The sequence below is a fragment of the Lentzea aerocolonigenes genome (genome assembly GCF_000955955.1).
Lineage (GTDB): Bacteria > Actinomycetota > Actinomycetes > Mycobacteriales > Pseudonocardiaceae > Lentzea > Lentzea aerocolonigenes_A.
Genome location: NZ_JYJG01000444.1, coordinates 1 through 18,314 on the forward strand (window position 1 = coordinate 1; position 18,314 = coordinate 18,314).

Annotated in this window: 17 protein-coding genes; 9 read left to right on the top strand and 8 right to left on the bottom strand. The window is 68.4% G+C overall.

The window, feature by feature from the left end:
• The first annotated feature begins 81 nt into the window (after positions 1-81).
• On the top strand, positions 82-987 hold the full coding sequence (locus tag UK23_RS43010) for a class I SAM-dependent methyltransferase (protein WP_045317596.1): 906 nt from the start codon (positions 82-84) through the stop codon (positions 985-987).
• On the opposite strand, the gene UK23_RS43015 is transcribed toward UK23_RS43010, so the two are convergent.
• From UK23_RS43015 to UK23_RS43035, 5 genes are all read right to left on the bottom strand, one after another.
• Entirely contained in the window at positions 954-1,640 is a 687-nt protein-coding gene (locus tag UK23_RS43015) for an SDR family NAD(P)-dependent oxidoreductase (protein WP_045317597.1), read from the bottom strand. The genes UK23_RS43010 and UK23_RS43015 overlap by 34 nt on opposite strands.
• A gap of 42 nt (positions 1,641-1,682) precedes the next feature.
• Positions 1,683-2,129 (bottom strand): nucleoside deaminase, encoded by a 447-nt coding sequence (locus tag UK23_RS43020; RefSeq protein ID WP_045317598.1) that lies wholly within the window; start codon positions 2,127-2,129, stop codon positions 1,683-1,685.
• A gap of 10 nt (positions 2,130-2,139) precedes the next feature.
• Positions 2,140-4,464, bottom strand: a complete 2,325-nt coding sequence (locus tag UK23_RS43025; protein ID WP_045317599.1) for an immune inhibitor A domain-containing protein — start codon at positions 4,462-4,464, stop codon at positions 2,140-2,142.
• 110 nt (positions 4,465-4,574) lie between these two features.
• The gene (locus UK23_RS43030; protein ID WP_045317600.1) at positions 4,575-5,117 is read right to left on the bottom strand and encodes a hypothetical protein; all 543 of its coding nucleotides are present in this window, start codon (positions 5,115-5,117) and stop codon (positions 4,575-4,577) included.
• The gene (locus UK23_RS43035; protein ID WP_045317601.1) at positions 5,114-5,443 is read right to left on the bottom strand and encodes a TfoX/Sxy family protein; all 330 of its coding nucleotides are present in this window, start codon (positions 5,441-5,443) and stop codon (positions 5,114-5,116) included. The genes UK23_RS43030 and UK23_RS43035 overlap by 4 nt, the downstream gene beginning before the upstream one ends.
• 84 nt (positions 5,444-5,527) lie before the next feature.
• On the opposite strand from UK23_RS43035, the gene UK23_RS43040 reads away from it, so the two are divergent.
• Positions 5,528-5,800 (top strand): YggT family protein, encoded by a 273-nt coding sequence (locus UK23_RS43040; RefSeq protein WP_231114940.1) that lies wholly within the window; start codon positions 5,528-5,530, stop codon positions 5,798-5,800.
• On the opposite strand, the gene UK23_RS43045 is transcribed toward UK23_RS43040, so the two are convergent.
• Positions 5,781-7,316, bottom strand: a complete 1,536-nt coding sequence (locus UK23_RS43045; protein WP_045317602.1) for an FAD-binding oxidoreductase — start codon at positions 7,314-7,316, stop codon at positions 5,781-5,783. The genes UK23_RS43040 and UK23_RS43045 overlap by 20 nt on opposite strands.
• 69 nt (positions 7,317-7,385) lie before the next feature.
• Between UK23_RS43045 and UK23_RS43050 the strand changes: the two genes are divergently transcribed.
• Genes UK23_RS43050 through UK23_RS43060 form a run of 3 tightly spaced genes read left to right on the top strand, consistent with a single transcriptional unit; the run spans position 7,386 to position 12,366 of the window.
• Positions 7,386-8,159, top strand: coding sequence for a hypothetical protein (locus UK23_RS43050; protein WP_045317603.1), 774 nt, complete (start codon positions 7,386-7,388; stop codon positions 8,157-8,159).
• 60 nt (positions 8,160-8,219) lie between these two features.
• Positions 8,220-9,014, top strand: a complete 795-nt coding sequence (locus UK23_RS43055; protein ID WP_052685551.1) for a hypothetical protein — start codon at positions 8,220-8,222, stop codon at positions 9,012-9,014.
• A gap of 22 nt (positions 9,015-9,036) precedes the next feature.
• Positions 9,037-12,366: an NACHT domain-containing protein gene (locus UK23_RS43060; protein WP_045317604.1), complete on the top strand. Its 3,330-nt coding sequence runs from the start codon at positions 9,037-9,039 to the stop codon at positions 12,364-12,366.
• Position 12,367: 1 nt separating this feature from the next.
• Here the strand turns inward: UK23_RS43060 and UK23_RS43065 are convergent, their stop codons facing one another.
• Positions 12,368-14,956, bottom strand: a complete 2,589-nt coding sequence (locus UK23_RS43065; protein ID WP_052685552.1) for a CHAT domain-containing protein — start codon at positions 14,954-14,956, stop codon at positions 12,368-12,370.
• An 80-nt stretch (positions 14,957-15,036) separates the two neighbouring features.
• A complete protein-coding gene (locus UK23_RS54350) occupies positions 15,037-15,375 on the bottom strand; it encodes a hypothetical protein (protein WP_231114941.1) in 339 nt (112 codons plus the stop codon).
• Here UK23_RS54350 and UK23_RS43070 point away from each other — a divergent pair.
• The 4 genes from UK23_RS43070 to UK23_RS43085 all read left to right on the top strand — a co-directional run bounded on the left by UK23_RS43070 (position 15,346) and on the right by UK23_RS43085 (position 18,223).
• Positions 15,346-16,230, top strand: coding sequence for a S8 family peptidase (locus tag UK23_RS43070; protein WP_231114942.1), 885 nt, complete (start codon positions 15,346-15,348; stop codon positions 16,228-16,230). The two genes, UK23_RS54350 and UK23_RS43070, sit on opposite strands and share 30 nt — an antisense overlap.
• Before the next feature lie 54 nt (positions 16,231-16,284).
• Entirely contained in the window at positions 16,285-16,902 is a 618-nt protein-coding gene (locus tag UK23_RS43075) for an RNA polymerase sigma factor (RefSeq protein WP_045317605.1), read from the top strand.
• Positions 16,880-17,323: a hypothetical protein gene (locus tag UK23_RS43080; RefSeq protein WP_052685553.1), complete on the top strand. Its 444-nt coding sequence runs from the start codon at positions 16,880-16,882 to the stop codon at positions 17,321-17,323. Before UK23_RS43075 ends, UK23_RS43080 begins: the two co-directional genes overlap by 23 nt.
• Positions 17,324-17,422: 99 nt before the next feature.
• Positions 17,423-18,223, top strand: a complete 801-nt coding sequence (locus UK23_RS43085) for an SAM-dependent methyltransferase (RefSeq protein ID WP_045317606.1) — start codon at positions 17,423-17,425, stop codon at positions 18,221-18,223.
• Positions 18,224-18,314 lie beyond the last annotated feature (91 nt).

Genomic DNA, 18,314 nt, shown 5'->3' on the forward strand with positions numbered 1-18,314 from the left:
GCGGCACGCACGCACGGCCGCAGATGTGATCACGCACGCCAGGTCAGCGCCACCTGACGAAGTACTACTAGCCTGCGTCGGGTGAGCTACGAGGACCCGCGTGCGTACCTACTCGGACTCGAAGGTGTCGCGCTGCTGCGCGCGTTCACCGGAGGGCACGGCCGCGACTTCGTGGAGGCGCGGATCGCGGAGATCCGCGGAGTGCTCGACGACCCGGCGCTCGCCGATGCCGCGGTGGAAGTCGACAGAGTGGACGCCGTCACGGGCTATCGACTGTGGTCGGCGACGTACGACCAGCCGAACTCCGCCTTCGACCTGGACGAACCGGTGCTCGAGGAGATCATCGGCTCATTGCCGGCGGGGGTCGCGCTGGACGCCGCGTGCGGGACCGGTCGTCTCGCCTCGTTGCTGTCTCTTCGAGGCCATCGGGTGATCGGTGTCGACGGCTCGCCCGAGATGCTGGCGCGGGCCCGCACTCGTGTTCCTGAGGGCGAGTTCCTGGTCGGCGACCTGCATCGGCTTCCCGTTGAGGACGCCTCGGTCGACCTGGTCACGTGCGCGCTGGCGTTGACCCACGTCGCGTCGCTCGCGCCGGTGATCGCGGAGTTCGCCAGGGTGCTGCGTCCCGGCGGGCACCTGGTCATCTCCGACATGCACCCGGAACGGGTGGCGCTCGGCTCGGTGCCGTCCGTCCGCGCCGCCGACGGCCGTCCTGGGCGGATGAGCGCCCACCGCCACCTGATCGGCGACTACCTGCGTGCCGCGCTGGCGGTGGGGCTGCAGCCGCGTCGTTGTGAGGAACCCGGGGTGCCCGAACCGTCTCCTGTCCCGGCAGCCGCGGACCCGGGACCGTGGGAGCTGTGGCCGTGGTCGTTGGCCGCGATGGTGCCCGAAGCGACCCGAGCCGTCAGCGCCGGCGCTCCGGCCCTCGTGATCTGGCAGTTCCAGTCAGCTCACCAGGGCAACGGGCCGTCGGCGTCGAAGTAGCCACCGGTCGGGCCGTCCGGATCGATCTGCGCCATCCGCACGATGATCTCGGCACCCTGCTCGACGGTCTGCCTGCCGCTGCCCCGGTTCAGGTCGGTCGCGGTGAACCCCGGCTCGACCGCGTTGATCCGCATCCGGGGGAACGCCTTCGCGTACTGCACGGTCACCATGTTGACCGCGGCCTTCGACACCGGATACGCGACACCGGGATACCCGCTGCCCTCGGCGGCCGTGGCCAGCGAGGCGAGGCGGCTGCTCACGTTCACCACGACCGGCGCGGCAGAACGCTCCAGCAGCGGTAGGAAGGCGTGCAGGACGCGGACGATGCCGAACAGGTTGACCTCGAACGTCTCGCGCATGAGGTCCGCGGTGAGTTCCCCCGCCCCGACGACGCCTTCCTCAGTCCACTCCGGAGCGATGCCGGCGTTGTTGACCAGCACGTCCAGCTCTCCCACGGTTTTCGCGGCCGCGGTGACGGACTCGTCCGAGGTGACGTCGAGCTGCACGAACCGGGCGCCGACGGCCGAGGCCGCTTCCTCCCCGCGTGCGGAGTCGCGGCTGCCCAGCCACACGGTGTGGCCCGCCTGGACGAGCTGGCGAGCGGTTTCGAGGCCGAGGCCCTTGTTGGCGCCGGTGATCAGGACGGAAGACATACCTGAAACCTAAGACCTGGAGCGCACTCCGCGGCAAAGGTATTAATCCTGGCCGATGTCCTCGTACCAGAGCTCGGGGCGCTCGGCGATGAACGACGTCATCAGTTCGATCAACGCGGGATCGTCGGCGATCGTGATGCCGACACCGTTCTCGGCGAGCCAGTCGTGGCCGCCGTAGAACGTCGTGGCCTCGCCGATCAGCACGTTCGAGATGCCGAACTGGCGCACGAGTCCGCTGCAGTACCAGCACGGCGAGAGAGTCGTGACCATGGTGGTGCCGCGGTAGCTGCGCTGGCGTCCGGCGTTGCGGAAGGCCGAGGTCTCCGCGTGCATGGAGGCGTCGCCGTCCTGCACGCGACGGTTGTGACCCCGGCCCAGCAGACGGCCGTCGCCGTCGAAGAGTGCCGCGCCGATGGGGATCCCGCCTTCGGCGAGTCCCATCCGCGCCTCTTCGACGGCGACGGCCAGCATGTCCTCAGCAGTGGTCATGCAGCTGAAACTACTTCGTCTTGAACAGCTTCACCGTCATCGACGTGCCGGACTGACGGAGAACCTTCAGGCCGACACCGACCGCCGGCAGCTTCACGCCCGCGTTCGGCTGCTCGGCGAACCAGAACTGCTTGGTGTCGTCGAACGTCGGCTGAGCAGCGGCGCCGCGGATGTAGGACGCCTTGCCGTTGACGTGCAACGTGAAGGAGTCCGACTTCTGCAGCCCGAACGGCGCGTCGTAGCCGCTGACGCTGACGGACCACTTGGCGCCCTCGAGGTTGTAGAGCGGCGCCGGGTTGGCGTCGATCGGCAGGATCAGGCCCTCACCGGGGTGCTCGCTCACGTTGTTGTCGAGGAACGACGTGTTCCACAACGACACCAGCAGACCGTCCTGGTACGCGAAGTGCTCCACGAAGTCGGGCTTGTCCGGGAAGCTGAAGCGGTACGGGCCGGTCTTGTTGTACTGGCCGTACGACTCGTAGGTGCGGTTCGACGCGATGTAGAACTGGTCGAACGCCTTCGTCTCCTTGCCCACGGTCGTGCGGAACCCGCGCGTGGTCCACGGCGACGCGGCCTCCGCGCCGTCCGTCAGCACCGGGACGCCGTCGGCGGTCACGGTGATGTCGTCGGCGAAGAAGCCCTGCAGCGCGAGGGCACCGTCGGTGCGGTAGGCCAGGCGCAGCTTGGTGTTCTTGCCTGCGTAGGCGTTCAGGTTGACGCTCAGGTCGACCCACTGCCCGCCCGACGACGCGCTCAGAGCAGGCGCGTTCGCCGAGTCGCGCTGGAACGGCTGCCCGTTCGCGACGCCGTCGAGCTGCGTCCAGCTGCCGTCCTCATTGGACGCTTCGACGTAGAGGTAGTCGTAGTCCGCCTCGATGTCGTAGCGGGCCTTCATGCTGAGCGACGCCGACGTCTTGCCGCGCAGGTCGAGCGGCACGGTCATGGAGTTGTCGAGGTCGTTGCCCTTGTCGCTCCACCACATCTTGGTGCCCGCGAAGGGCGTGCCGTAGTCGAAGTTCTTGGAGATGTCCGGCAGCACCACGACGAGGCCTTGGGCCTTGGCGGTGTTGTACTCGTGCGGGCCGAGCTCGAACACCTTCTCCTGCCCCGCGACCGCGACCTCGTAGTCGAGCCAGCCGAGCTGCAGCTTGTCCCACGCGGAGAACTCGTTGGCGCGCTCACCTGGAGCCTCGCCGGGCGCGTTCACCCGGTTCTGCGCCATGATCGACCACCAGTTGACGCCGTTCGAGCCACCGGCCGTGTCGTAGTGGTCCGGCAGGCCGAGGTCGTGGCCGAACTCGTGCGCGAAGACGCTGACGCCGCCGTTCTCGGGCTGCACGGTGTAGTCGCCGACCCAGATGCCGGTGTCACCGATCTGCGCGCCGCCGAGCTTGTTGGTGCCGGGCCCGGTCGAGTAGTTCTTGAACGCGTACCCGCGGTGGCTCCACAGCGCGTCCTCACCCTGCAACGGGTCGCCGTCGGCCTGGTCACCACCCGCGTGCACGATCTGGAAGTGGTCGAGGTACCCGTCGGGCTCGTTGAAGTCGCCGTCGGAGTCGTAGTCGTAGCGGTCCCACTGGTCGTACTCGGCCAGCGTCGCCTTGATCTGCGCGGTGGTCTTGCCGGCGGCCTGCTGGTCCGCCACCCACTGCCCGACCGCGTCCTTGATCAGCTCACGCGAGTTGTTGCAGATGTTGTCCGCACACGGGAACCCGTTGCTGCGGCCGTAGCGCGCCTCGTTGTACTTGACCTTGACCCAGTCCGTGACGAGGCCGTTGACCGTGTACCTGCCGCTTGACTGCTTGTCGTAGAAGTTCGCGACCGAGTTGGCGTCCTTCTTGCGGCTGAAGTACAGGTCCTGGAAGTACTTCTGGCTGAAGTCCTGGTGCCAGATCGTCGTGTTGTCCACGGCCCGGTTCGGCTCGGGGATCTGGTTGTGCGTGGGCCCGTCGAACCGCTGCGGCCCCGGCGTGGCGGGGTTCGTGTCGCGGTCCGGGTAGTCGGGGTGCCGCTCGTTGCCGAACTCCGCCAGGATCACGAAGATCTTGTCGGTCTTCTCCCGCTTGAGCTCGACGTACTGGTCCTTGTTCTGCTTCTTGCCGACCTTCGCGACGGTGCTGCTGCCGCGCTTCTCGGTCTTGGCCTCACCCGTGAGCACCTCGGCCAGCGCCTGCTGCTTCAACGCGCGGCGCTTGATCTCCAGCTCGTGGGGCTGCTCGTCGCTCTGCTGCCTGAGTTGCGCTTCGGGCTGCTGCCCCGGCACCGCGACGGCCGGTGTCACCAGGCCGGTGGTGAGAAGCGTGAGCGCCGCTGCTCCCGCCAGTAGTCTTCGCACGTTCTGTCCCCTCTCGGATCCGGAGGGCACGCTACGTACGGGATTTGCCGCTCGACACGTCCGAAAGTCGGGACTAACCGGACACGGCACGTCCTGGCCAGGACGCGTGCTCAACCGGCAGTCCGGTCCATCTGGCCGCGCCCGCTGAAGGACTCGATGTCCCCCAGCGCGTCCTCGGCCCTTCCTCCCAGCTCCGGATCGTCGCGAAGCTCCTGGAGACGGGACATGACCTCGGGCAGCACCTCACCGTCGAGCCTGCCCATGTGCCCCAGGCACGTGACGGCGAGATGGCGGAGGTCCGGGTGGCGGGTGTGCTCGAGCAGGAGCCGTTGCAACTGCTCGCGGTCCGGCTCGTGGTGGACGAGACCGAGCATGGCCCGAGACGCCGCGACCGGCTCGCCCGCGCGGAGTTCGGCGTGCCAGCGCACCACGCACTCGGCGATCACGACGTCGGCTGAGCGTCGGATCCACTCCGCGACATCGCCGGTGACGGTCTGCCAGCCACCTCCCGAGGCACGCACGACCAGTTCGTCGTCCACAACACCGACGAGCGGATCACCGTCCCACTCGAACACCACACCGCCGAGCGCGGATGTCTCGGTGACGTACCGGTAGCCGTCCAGCGCCTCGCGGACCCGATCGAGGAGGCTCACTTCGGCGGCAGCGCTTCCACGAAGTCACGGCACCGCGCGATCCAGTCGTCCAGCGCTGAGTCTTCCGACACAGCCGCGCCGTCCACGACCACCCAGCCCTTCATCGGCCGGCCGGTGAAGTCGAACACCCGCGCACCCGGCTCGGCCAGCGCGTCGGCGTGCGCCTCCGGGCCCACGCGGGCGATCAGGTCCGTGCCCATCACGCCTACCAGCATGTTTCCGTTCCACATGAACACCACGCCGCCGAACATCTTCTTGGCCACCACGCCCGGCAGCGGTCCCAGCACGTCGCCCAGGCGGTGGGCCAGGCCCTCGTCGTAAGCCATGCGCTGAATACTGTCTCAGCGAGTTGCCAGGCGCCTCTCAGTTTCGTGTGGCTTCATGGACATACAGGACATTAGGAGGCCATTTTGTTCGGCTTGGTCGGCTTCGTGCTCTTTTGGCTGCTGACGCTGTTCATCCTGGTGATGATCGGCCGGATGATCGTCGACTGGGCCGTCACGCTCGACGCCCGCGGCGCTTGGGTGTTCAAGGTGCGCCGGGTGACGTACGCGGTGACCGAACCCGTGTTGTCGCCGGTGCGGAAGGTGTTGCCGCCGCTGCGGTTCGGCGGGTTCGGGCTGGATCTGGCGTTCACGGTCGTGTTCGTCGCCGCGTTGATCCTCAGGTCGATCGTGTGGTGAGGACACCGGGGTTCAGCACGCCCGCGGGGTCCAGTGCGGCCTTGGCCCCGGACAACGCCAGACCGAACGCGTCTGGACGCTGGCGGGTGTACCAGGGCATGTGATCGCGGCCCACGGCGTGGTGGTGGGTGATGGTGCCGCCCGCGTTGATCAGAGCCTCCGACACCGCGGCCTTGATCTCGTCCCACTGCGAGGTCAGGCTCCCCCACCGCCCCGGCGCGTAGATGCCGTAGTAGGGCGCCGGGCCGTCCGGGTAGACGTGGGTGAAGCGGCAGGTCACGACGCCGACGCCGCACACGTCGCGCAGAGCGGCGGACGCGGCCGAGACGACTGACGCGTGCAGGTCGGCAAAACGATCCCACGTGCACGCCGTCTCGAACGTCTCGGTGATCATCCCGTGCTGGGCCATGGCATCGCGCTGGTAAGGCATGCGCAGGAACGACTTCCGCCACTGCGAAGCCGTCCCCTCGACGACCTCGCCGTCGCCGCACAGTTCCAAAGCCCGCGCCAGCCACGCGTCCACCGGGTGATCAGCCGACTCGAAGGCCAGTACCAGCACGGACGACGCCGCACCGGCGTTCAGGAAAGCCTCCGCCGGGTCCAGCAGACGACAGTTGGCGGGATTCAGCCCGGACTGCGCGATCAGCCGGCAGGCCTCGACCGCACGCTCCCACGACGAGAACCGCACCGAAGCCCCGGCGCGGTGGACCGGAGGCGACTGCAACCGCATCCACGCCTCGGTGATCACGCCCAAAGTCCCCTCGGAACCCAGGAACAGCCGGTCAGGAGACGGACCCGCACCCGAACCCGGCAACCGGCGCGACTCGGAAACACCAGCCGGAGTCACGACTCGGAGCGACTCGGTCAGGTCGTCGATGTGCGTGTAGAGCGTCGCGTAATGGCCACCGGCGCGGGTCGCGAGCCAGCCGCCGAGCGTGGAGAACTCGAACGACTGCGGGAAGTGCCGCAACGTCAGCCCGGACGCCTTCAGCTGCGCCTCCAGCGACGGCCCGAACACACCCGCCTGGATGCGCGCGGCACGGGACACCGGATCGACCTCCAGCACCCGGTCCAGCAACGAGAGATCCAGCGTCACCACCCGGTCGAGCTCCCGCGGCTCCACCCCGCCGACCACGGAAGTGCCGCCACCGAAGGGAATCACCGCCACTCCGGCCGAAGAACACCAGTCCAGCACGTCGACGACGTCCTGTTCGGTGCGCGGTCGTGCAACGGCATCCGGCAACGGCCCGACGTCACCGGCGAGGTTCCGCGTGACATCGCGATAGGCCTGACCACGGGCGTGCGAAAGCCGGTCGAGCGCGTCGGCCGAGTAGAGATCACCAGGTGGCGCCACGCGCGGTGGCGGCACGTCCAGCGACGACGGATCGGGCGCGGCGTGGAACGTCAGGTCCGCGTCCGGCAGCACCGCCCGGACCCGAGCGACCAGCGCACGGCGTTCATCAGGGGTGACGGCGTCCTCGACGTTGCCCCAGCCCCACCACGACCTCGTTGTCATGGCGAGCAACCATAAGCGAACGCCCGAGTTCTGGAATACCCGAGGAGAGAAGGCACTAGCGTCGCGTCCATGAAGCCCTGGGGGATCGTGGCTTTGATCGCGGCCGTGCTCGCCACGCTCGCGTACATCGTGTCGAGACCGGAAGGCAACGGGTCCACCGACGACTCCGCCGACCACTCGGCCGAGTGCCTCGCCAGGTACCCGGTGCCGGACAGCGCGGCCTCGTTCGCACGCCGCGAACTCGAGCCGTACAGCCAGTGCGGCGGCTGGGACGTCATCGAGTACACCGACCTCGGCGACCGCCTCGCCGACACGCAGAAGCCCAGCTCGCGCCTGGTCATCCGGATCCACGAGGACGAGCACGACGCCATGTGGACCCACCGGGACGCCGTCACCGCCTGCTACCGCATGGAGTTCGACTACTTCGGACTCGCCGGCGGGCCTGATCGCGTCCGCTGCCCAGCCGGTGCACCAGCGCTGCTCCCGCCGGGCATCAAGCACGACGGCGTGCCCGACAACTACGCGGAAGCCTTCAAGACGGCCCTTTCCACGCTGCCTCCCGCCCCCAACCGCGACGAGGTGCTCACGGCGGTGCGCGCGAAGCTCCCGCCGTTGCCGATCGACGAGCACGGGCAGCCCTGGCGCGAACCCACCCTGGACGCGTTCGTCGAGAACGGCGAGATCGGCATCACCGCCGACGGCACCAAAGGCCAGTGCCTCGAGGGCACCCGCCTCGCGGACGGCACCATCAAGGTCGCCGCCCAGACTCCTTCGGACATGCCGAACGCCGTGAAGACCTGCACCGCGGAAGGCGCGCTGCCCGAACGGAAGTCAGCGAAGTGACCGGCGGCTGAGTAGAAGTACTCGCGCGCACGGCCAGGCCGCGGCACTACGGTCCGAGCCATGAAGTCCCTGGGGGTCGCACTTCTACTGCTGCTGGCCGGTGTGCTCGGCGCGATCGGTTACCACGCGGTCAGACCGGACGGCAGCGGCTACACCGACAAGACAGCTGAAGAAGTGGCTGACCGCATCGGCTACCCGGTGCCGCGCGACGGCAACGCCTACGCCCGCGCCGCGCTGCACGGGAACACCGACCCGAAGTACTTCGCGGTCATCGAGATCACCGACACCCCGACGAACGACACCGAGAAGGTGCGGGCCACCCTGGTGTTCCGCATCTACGACCCCGGCACCTCCGAGAGCCCGCCGTCGTGGCGGCTCTGGGAGCAGGACCCGGTGACCGCCTGCTACCGCGCCGACTTCAACTACTACGGCGTGCTGGGCGCCGGCCCGGAACGCGTCCGCTGTCCCGAGAACGCCACGCCGATCACCCCTCCGCCCGTGCAGAAGACAGGTGTGCCGGACACGTACCTCGACGCCTTCAAGACCATCCTCGCCGAGCTGCCGCCCGCGGTCACGCAGGACGAGGTGCTCGCGGCGTTGCGCGCCGAACTGCCACCGATGCCGGTCGACGAGCAGACCAAGCTGCCGTGGGCCGAGCCGCGCCTCGACGCCTTCGTGCGGGACGGCCAGATCGGCATCGTCGCCGGTGGCGGCGGGCAGTGTCTCAACGGTGTCCGGCTCACCGGCGGAACCGTCGCGGCGTGGTACCCGCCGCGGGTGCAGACCCAGCCCGGCGAGTACGGCTGTTCGGGTCAGACCGCGCTGCAGCTCTACTCGGTGCCGCCACCGAAGTGACGCCATCGGGTAGAACCTCCGTATGCCCAACGAGGTCAACGACAGCCCCGTGTACGGCACTCTGATCCAGACGGAGTCCGTCGAAACGCTGAACGTCTACAGCGGCGAAGCCCAGTACCCTCCGCTGACCTCGTGGCAGAACCGCCCCGGCCTCACCGACGAGCTGCGCGATCTCCTGCAGGCACAACACGACGCGGCCGTGACGTTGCCGTATCACCTGCTGCCCAGCAAGCAGCCGGAGCTCGTTCAGGTGTACGTACAGCAAAGCGTGCTGCCACAACAGCCCGACACCGACGAACCGGCGCCCAAGCCAGGGAAACCCGAACCCGCCAGGCGGATCATGCCGATCGCGGAGGCGCTCACCACCGGCAGGCATCTGCTGATCACCGGTGGCCCCGGCTCCGGCAAGTCGACGCTGGGCCAGATGTACGTGCAGTTCCTGGCGAGCGAGTGGCTGGATCCGAGCGAACGCCCGCCGTTGCCGGAACCCCTGATGCCACTGCGCGTCAGTGCCAAAGCACTCGCCGAGGACCGCACGTGGAGCGAGCTGCTCGCGGACGCCGTGCGCAACCGCAAGCTGACCGCGCCGATCCGGCCGGAACTGTTCGCTCGCAGGGCGTTGGGGGCGCGCTGGCTGGTGTTCGTCGACGGGCTGGACGAGATCGTCGAGCCCGACCGCCTGCGCACGGTGATCGACGCGATTGCCACCCGCATGCGCAGAGGGACCGACCACCAGCTGGTGATCACCTCGCGCGAGCTGCCATCCGGTGCGCTCGACCAGCTGCACGGCCCGTACGTCGACCGCTACGTCATCGAACCGTTCGGGCCGGCGGAGCTCCGCGAGTTCGCCGTGGCGTGGTTCCGCTCGCAGGACCTGGCTCGCGCGACGGCACGCGCCGAGGAGTTCCTGCGACAGGTCCACGACGGCAGGCTGCGCGAGCTGGTGAACGTCCCGCTGCTCGCCACGATCGCCGCGATCACCAACACCCTCGAACCCGGCCGGCCGCTGCCGCACAACCGCGTCGACCTCTTCACCCGCTTCATGTCTTACCTGCTCGACGACAAGGCCAGCGGCCGGGACACCGTCGCGGAGCTCCGCCGCACCATCGACGACCCCGCCCGGCTCGAAGTCGTGGAATGGATCCACGCCCACCGCCGCGATCTCGTGGAACACCTCGCAGTCAAACGCCTGGAGTCCGAACGCCCGCTGATCGAGATCGCGGCCGACTGGCTCGACCGGCCGTGCCCGGAGGAGGACCTGCTGCCGGTGCTCACCAGCATCGGCGTCTTCACCCAGCGCGATCACGGAATCGACTTCCTGCACAGGTTGTTCGCGGAGTTCCTCGCCGCGAGGTACCACGCGCCGCGGATCCCGGCCGACTTCCCCGCCCTCGACGACTGGGTGCGGCAGGGCACCGAGTCGGCCAAGGAAACGTCCGTGCTCTTCACATTCGTGCTGTGGAGCCGCGAGGAGGGACACGACCTCGGCCTGGTGCTCCGCCGCCTGATGGAGGGCAAACGGGAACACGTGCTGCTGGCGGCGAAACTGCTGTCCGAGGACGTCCAGATACCGGACGAGCTGGCCACGACGATCCTTGATCGCGTGGTGGACCTGGTGCTGGTAACGGGGACGGACTCCGATCCGTGGAGAGACATCCGCGAGATCGGACGCGCGCTCGCGGGGTTGTCAGGCCATGGGATCACCGAAGCGCTGAAGGGGAGACTGCGCGCGCTCCGGGAACAGCCAGAGCTGGCACCGTCGATTCGGATCTGTTCGGCGATCGCACTAGGGCACCTCGGCTCGGCGGAGGAGTCTGCGCGGTGGCTGGAGAGCTTCGGCGACCTGTCCCACCCGCTGGCGCTGGTCGAGGTGGCACGAGGGCTCGCGGAGATCCTGCCGGACGGCGCCGACCGCGCAGATCGGCTCGTACTTCGCCTGGCGGCTGAGTTCGGCGACGCGGACTACGTGATGGTCATGGCCGCGGCCCAGGTCCTGCTGGAGCTGAAACGGCACGAGGCAGCCGCGGACCTGGTGCGGCGGCTGGTGCGGCGAATGAAGATCGACGACACGATCCCGGCAGGTTTCCGGCACGTGCCCGAAATCCATGGGGAACACGACGAGGAGCCACCGGGGTGGCACGTTCTCGTGCGGCAGGCGGCACAAGCGGGATGCGCGGAGGAGGCCGTCTGGGCGGCGAAAATGTTGTTCGCCCAGCCGTTCCCGGACGAGTACCAGTTCCGCGAGACGGTCGAGATGATGGCCCAAGTCGGTGACGCGTCAGCGGTGAAGAAGATCGTCGACGAGGTGAACGCGAGGCCGGTCACTTATGCCGCGGTTGCCGCAAGAGCCCTGCACTCGACTCATCCCGAACTCGCGGCGTCGCTGGCCAGGCAGGTTGTCCCGACCGATCCCGCGGTGGACGACGATCATGTAGTCACTGCCTGGCGCGTACTCCTGACCACCGAACCGGAGTGGGCCAGCAGTCTGCTGGAAAGCCGCGAGATCGACGCTGACACGGCGGTTCGCATGATGTCTCAGGCCGATTTGCCACGTGCGCATCTCGTGCGACAGGAGATGGCACGCACATCGGTCGTCAAGATGCCGCGGTACCTGATGCAGGCCGCCCTCGACGAGGGTGCCGACTTCGCGAACGAGTTGCACGCCAAAGCGATGGCGGGTTCTCCGAAAGACCGGGCGGCCCTGGCGCCACAACTACACGAGGCCGGCTTCGAGGACCTCGCCACCGAGCTGATCGATCAGCTGGCCATCGACCACGCCGACCCCGAGGTGCTCGCCGAGTGCCTGCACGATCTCCCCACCGGGCCGTTCCCCGAGCAGGCGCAACGGCTTCTGGACAGGCTTCTGCCCATAGCTGACCACGCCGACACCGCGGTGGCGAGATATCTCGCGCCGGTGCTCCGGCGCTCCGGGCGCGCCGCCGAAGCCGTCGACCTGGCACAACGAACGTTCTTGCGGGAGCTCGGGGACATCTACGTGGAGGAGTGCGCTGAGACACTGCTCGACGTGGCCGGTGCGTCGAGCGCGGACTTCATCGTCGAACACGTCGTGGGCCGGGGCCTGAGCACAGGTCGGCGCAGGGCCGTCGCCGACAGACTCATCGACCACGGGCTCCTGCGGCACGCCGTCATCGTGTGGCTGGACGTACTGCGCAACCACGGCGATCCTGTCGAGGAAGGTGTGAAGATCGCTCATCGGCTCGTCAGGTGCGGCTACCGGCAGCAGGCACTGGACACCGTCCGGGCCGCGCTCGCCGAGGATCGGCTCACCGTCACCACTCGAGCACAGATGCGGGCGCTGCTGGCGTGGATCGAGCACATCGTGCCCGAGTGACTCAGCCCGCTCCGAAGCACACGAACCCAACGGCAGCAGCGTAAGCAGCGTCGTCGGCCGCGGCCCTCTGCACAGCGGACAAAGCCTCGGCGGGCGCCATCCCGGCAGCCAGCTTCTGGTGCAGCTCCACCATCACCGGTGCCGTCCCGTCGGTCGGCACCGGCACCACGGGCGCGATCAACGTCCGAGTGCCCAAGCTCAACAGCGCCGCCGTGAACCCCATCAACTCATCACCGGGCCGAACCGCCGACTGCCCGGTGTCACAAGCCGAAAGCACCACTCGGGTCGGTGGCTGGTGCAACCGCTCGATGTCGTAGACCGTCAACGGCCCGTCAGCCAGCTCCAAAGCCGAGAACAACGGGTTGTCGACGCGGAACGACCCGTGCGCCGCGATGTGCGCCAGCGCGGCACCGTCCATTGCGGACGCAACCGCGCTCACCGTCGCCTCCGAGTCGACCAGAACCCGACCAGGAACGTGCGAACTGATCGCCTTGATCTCCGCGGGCGCGGCGGCCATCCGCGGCCCAGCCGCCAACACGGCCTCACCCGACGCATCAGGCACCGAACAAGCCCGCAACCACACCGAAGCCGAAGGCGCCACAGTCACCTGACGCTCCAGCACCGCCCACGGCAACCCGTTCAACGCCCCGGTGGGCACCACGACCAGCGGCCGTCCGTCGATCCGCGAAGCCAGCGGTGCCATCAACCGCTGAGCCAGCAACGAGGCAGCGTGAGCAGCGGAAGACCGCGCCACGGCCAAGTTCGGCAGCTGTGGCGGCAGCGTCACCAGCCGGTGCAACGCGAAGCGCAGCAACCGGATCTCTCGGACCGCGCCCTCCGACGACCCGAGCGAGTGCAGCGTTGCCCGGCCCCCGGCCAGCACCACCGCCATCAGCTCGCCGCCGTACTCCACGAACTCGATCAACGCCGCCGTCCCCAGCGCAGCGGCCAGCGCTGCCACCGACGGCGGCTTGAACACCGCCACCTCACCGGACATCTGCCGGGTCAGGTCGCGCACCCGCTGCTCGGCCCGCACCAGTTTCACCCGCAACGCCCCGGCGGGCTTCCCGGCCAGCAGAGCCGACTCGATGTCAGCGGACACGGCGCGCAACGACGCCAGCGCGTCCTCGAGACGTGGATCATCCGGCGGCGACACGGCCTTCATCCGCAACGCACCTGCCCGCCAGCTCTCCGTCCACGACAGCACCCGAGCAGCGTTCCCGGACGCCACGGCCAGCCCCAGCCCTTCCAACGCCAGCGCCTGCCCCTGCACCCCGGTCGACGCCCGCAACTCGGCCGCGCCCAGCGAAACCCGGTACTCGTCCAGCAGCCCGATCCCCCGGCGCAGCGCGGCCGACGTCCCCCGCACATCGCCGGAGAGCTTGCGCCGCAACGCTTCCGCGTACCAGCCGCGCACCCGCAGCCCGGCAGGGCCGCGCAACCGCGAAGCAGCCGCGACGGACAGCTCCGACACCGCCCGCGCACGATGACCGAGGTCGGCCGCCACCAGCCCGGCGTCGATCCGGGCCTCCAGCGCCGGCAACCGCCAGTCCATCGCGTCCAGCTCGGCGGCCACGCGCGACAACGCCAGCCGCAACGGCCGAGTCCGGTCACCACGCAACACGGCGGCGTGCAGCTCCAGGTACCGCGCCCCAGCGGCCCACAACAGCCGTTGCTCACGCCGGAACCGACGACGTGCCTCAGCGGCAAACCCGTTAGCCGCATCCGGATCGTCGTCCAAGAGAGCGATCCGCGCGCGGAAGTACAGCGCCTCCGACACACCCAGCGGGTTCTTCAACGCCTTCAGCTCGGTGATCGCCCGGTCCGCCGCCACCCGCGCCTCGTCCAGCAGCGGCACCGACACCAGCAGTTCCAGCCGGTTCACCAGCAGCACGGGACGCATCACGTCGAGCCGCCGGTGCACCTCCTCCGCCTTGTCGAACAGGGTCAGCGCGGCCGGCACGTCACCGGACCGGGTCGCCATGATCCCCGCGTTCCAGTGCACGTCCGCGACGCCGAGTTCCTGCCCCAGCTCGCCCAGCAACGCGGCCGCGATCTCGAAATCGGCAGAGGCCTCGCGCATGTCACCGACATACGCGCGCACCAGGCCGCGGTTGTTGTGCGCCCGTGCCTCGACGAGCTTGTCGCCGACCCGGCGTGCTCCGGCGATCGCTGCCGTGTAGTCGCGCTGGGCGTCGTCGTACCGGGTCAGGTAGTGGAAGACGACACCGCGCTGCATCAACGCGGCCACCGCGTCCGCACCGGAAAGCTCCGGCATCGCGAGGTCCAGCATCTTCAACGCCTGCTGGTGCTTACCGGTGTACGCGAGCACCCACGCCAGCGACATCTGCGCCAAAGCCGACAGACGCGGCAGCGAGGCATCGACAGCGATCTTGATGGATCGACGCAGATGCCGAGCCGCGCCGGCGAAGTCGTGCATCTCGCGCAACGCGAGACCGATCGCCCGCTCGGCGATCGACCATTCCGCGCGATCTTCCGTCGTGCGGAGGACCGCGCGGGCCATCTCGACGGCCGCACGCGGGTTGCGCTGCCTGGCCTCCAGCGCGTCCGCCGCACAAAAGTCGGTCACGGCGTCACTTTATCCGCTGTGGTAGCTTGATCAAGCTCGGTCGGGGTGCCCGTCAACGCTGCTTTAGTGAGGCCGTGGTGTCAAAAACGCCAGAAAGCGCGGAGCTTTACCAAAAAGCTTTTCTGCAGCTCATCGCCGAGGACAAGAACATCAGCTTCCACGCCGAACGCGGGCGTGAATTCCTTTATCGGCCCGGCCAGCTGCTGGTCAGCGTCGAGGATCAGCAACGCGTGATCGAAAAGCTGCGCGAAAACAACATCGTCGCGCGGCCCGGCGAGGGATTCGCCGGAATGGCCCGGATCACGCTGCCGAACAACGCGGAGGAGATTCCGCGCATCGTTCGATTGTTGCGAGATCAACGAAATTGGCCTAATCAGCGGGTGCCACTCGTGCAGCCGCACCACGTGATCGTCGGCCACGGCGGTCTCGTGATGGGCAACCCCGGCGACCGGCCCTACCCGACCGACCCGATCAGCGCGCCCAAGATGGACGACCGCCTCAGGGACGTCCGCGTCGGCATCATCGACACCGGCATCTCCCAGGGCGCCGACAGCGACCACTCCGACTGGTTCGCCGAGCGCTACGCCAAGGAGGCCGACGACGTCGACCCCGCCTTCAGCAACGGTGACGTCTTCGCGTTGCAGGGCGGGCACGGCACGTTCGTCGCGGGCGTGATCCAGGGCGCCGCGCCCGGCGTCACGTTCGACCCCGAGATCGCGCTCGACGCCAACGGGTTCGGCGACGAGGAACGGCTCTGCCGCAAGATCACCGAGCTGGGCCGCAAGAAGATCAACGTCCTCAACCTCTCGCTGGGCTGCTTCACCGAGGACGACGTGGCGTCGGAACCGTTGCGCCGCACCATCGCGGCCCTGCCGGACGACATCGTCGTGGTGGCGTCGGCCGGCAACTCCGGCACGCAGCGGCCGAGCTGGCCCGCCGCCCTGTGCGGGGTCACCGCGGTCGCCGCCGCGGAACAGACCAAGGACGGCGCGATCGTCCCCGCCTGGTACTCGAACTGGGGCCACTGGGTGGACGCCTGCGCGATCGGCAACCGCGCGTCGACCTACCTGAAGGGCGAGTGGAAGCTGCCGGGCGAGGCCTCGACGCCGTTCGCGCTGTGGGCCTACTGGTACGGCACGTCGTTCGCCGCGCCGATGGTGACCGGCAGGATCGCCGCCACGATGGCCTCTGACGGCATCACCGCAGCTCAGGCGCGTGACAAACTGTTGAGCGAACCGGAGTTCGCCCCCGGCTACGGGGTTTTCGTCAAATAGTTGTATCTGGGGAGCAACCTCGGCCTCCGCCAGTTGTGACCGCAAGGAGTCGACGTGACCGCAGGATCCCCGATCGCCGCGCTCGTGAGCGCGGCGGCCGAGGGCGACCAGTCGGCGTGGAACGAGATCGTCGATCGGTACACGCCGCTGGTGGTGTCGGTGATCTACAAGCACCGGCTGCGTCCGGCGGACGCGGCCGACGTGAACCAGACGCTGTGGCTTCGGCTCGTGGAGCAGATCGGCCGGCTCCGGGAGCCGGAGGCGCTGCCCGGCTGGATCATGACGACCACCCGCAACGAGTGTCTGCGCGTGCTGCGCGTGCAGCAGCGGACGCACCTCTACGACCCGTTGTCCGAGTCCGATGCACTGGAGTCGGAGCAGCTGGACGCGGAGGTGGAGGCCGATCTGCTGGCGGTGGAGCGGCGGCAGGCGTTGCGGGACGGGTTCGCCGAGCTCACGGACCAGTGCAAGCGGTTGCTGACGAAGCTGATGACGGACCCGCCGCCGAGCTACCAGGTCGTGAGCGAAGAGCTCGCGATGCCGGTCGGCAGCATCGGCCCGACGCGGATACGTTGCCTGGAGAAGTTGCGCAAGACCCCTGCTCTCTCAGCGTTCCTGGGAGGGCCGGCGACGAGAGGAGGTGTGCTGGGTGCGGCACGACTGGGACAGTGACGAAGTACTGCTCGACGCCTTGCGCGACGCGTTGAGCACACCTTCGGAGGAGGTTCCGCCGGAGTTCGTGGAGGCCGCGAAGGCCGCCTTCACCTGGCGGAACATCGACGAGGAACTGCTGCTGATCACGTCGTACGACTCGGTGCTGGACGACACGCTGTTCGCCCGCGCCCGGTCCACCGCGACGGCCAGGCAGCTGGTGTTCGACGCGCACGACGTGTCGTTGCAGGTCGAGGTGTCGGCGGCGGGGATCACCGGCCAGCTGATGCCGGCCACCGGTTCGGTCACGCTCGTGACGCCTTCCGGTGACCACGAAACGGCGGCGGTCGACGAACTGGGGATGTTCGTGATGGGGATGGCGCCGCGCGGACCGGTGAAGTTCCGGTTTGCAAGCGGTTGCACCGATTGGTTTATCCTCTGAACACCATTCGAGTGATGGTGGAATTCATTCGTTCGGCCTACATCTGCGGCCAGTAGGGTTGTCGACGCTCAGAATTCGCATCTCGAGAGGTGTGCCGCTGTGGTCGATCGAGTCAGCTGGGTGCCGGAAGGTGTCAACGTCGACGTGCCGAGTTCCGCCCGGATCTACGACTACCTGCTGGGCGGCGGGCACAACTTCGAAGCCGACCGCGAGACGGCAGAGGCGCTGATCAAGGTGCTGCCGGTGCGCGGCATGGCGCGGCTCAACCGCGCCTACCTGCGCCGGGCCGTGCTGGAGCTGGCAGACCTCGGCATCCGGCAGTTCCTGGACCTCGGTTCGGGAATCCCGACCGTCGGCAACGTGCACGAGGTGGCGCACGAGGTCGCTCCCGAGTCGAAGGTCGTGTACGTCGACTTCGAACCGGTCGCGATCACGCACGCCGAGCTGATGCTGGCCGACGAGCCGAACGTGACGGCGTTGCTGGCCGATCTGCGCGAGCCGGAGAAGGTCGTCGCGCAGGCCCGCGAACTGCTCGACTTCTCCCAGCCGATCGGGTTGCTGGTCGTGGGTGTCCTGCAGTTCATCCCGGATTCCGACGACCCGTGGGGCGTGCTGTCCCGTTACGTGGAATCGCTCTCGTCCGGTTCGTACCTGGCGCTGTCGCATTTCACCGCGGACAGCATGCCGGCAGCGATGGCGGCCGGTAAGGAGATCTTCGCGAAGACGGCGGAGCCGATCACGCCGCGCACCAAGGCCCAGGTGACGGACATGCTGGCAGGGCTGGAGATCGTCGAGCCCGGCATCGTGTTCACGCCGCAGTGGCGCCCGGAGTCTCCCGAGGACGTCGGCGACGACCCGACCAAAGCCAACCTCTACGCCGCGGTGGGCCGCAAACCCTGATGGCTCCTTCGCCCCTCGCACAGCGCTGGGCGGCTGTTCTGATCGAGAGCGCGTACTCGCCGATGTCCCGGCGGAAGCTGACGCAGCACCT

Bases quoted from the DNA above. Each gene is read 5' to 3' on its own strand.
- UK23_RS43015 (WP_045317597.1), bottom strand. From the start codon at position 1,640: ATGTCTTCCGTCCTGATCACCGGCGCCAACAAGGGCCTCGGCCTCGAA.
- UK23_RS43020 (WP_045317598.1), bottom strand. From the start codon at position 2,129: ATGACCACTGCTGAGGACATGCTGGCCGTCGCCGTCGAAGAGGCGCGG.
- UK23_RS43035 (WP_045317601.1), bottom strand. From the start codon at position 5,443: ATGGCTTACGACGAGGGCCTGGCCCACCGCCTGGGCGACGTGCTGGGA.
- UK23_RS43045 (WP_045317602.1), bottom strand. From the start codon at position 7,316: ATGACAACGAGGTCGTGGTGGGGCTGGGGCAACGTCGAGGACGCCGTC.
- UK23_RS43050 (WP_045317603.1), top strand. From the start codon at position 7,386: ATGAAGCCCTGGGGGATCGTGGCTTTGATCGCGGCCGTGCTCGCCACG.
- UK23_RS43055 (WP_052685551.1), top strand. From the start codon at position 8,220: ATGAAGTCCCTGGGGGTCGCACTTCTACTGCTGCTGGCCGGTGTGCTC.
- UK23_RS43060 (WP_045317604.1), top strand. From the start codon at position 9,037: ATGCCCAACGAGGTCAACGACAGCCCCGTGTACGGCACTCTGATCCAG.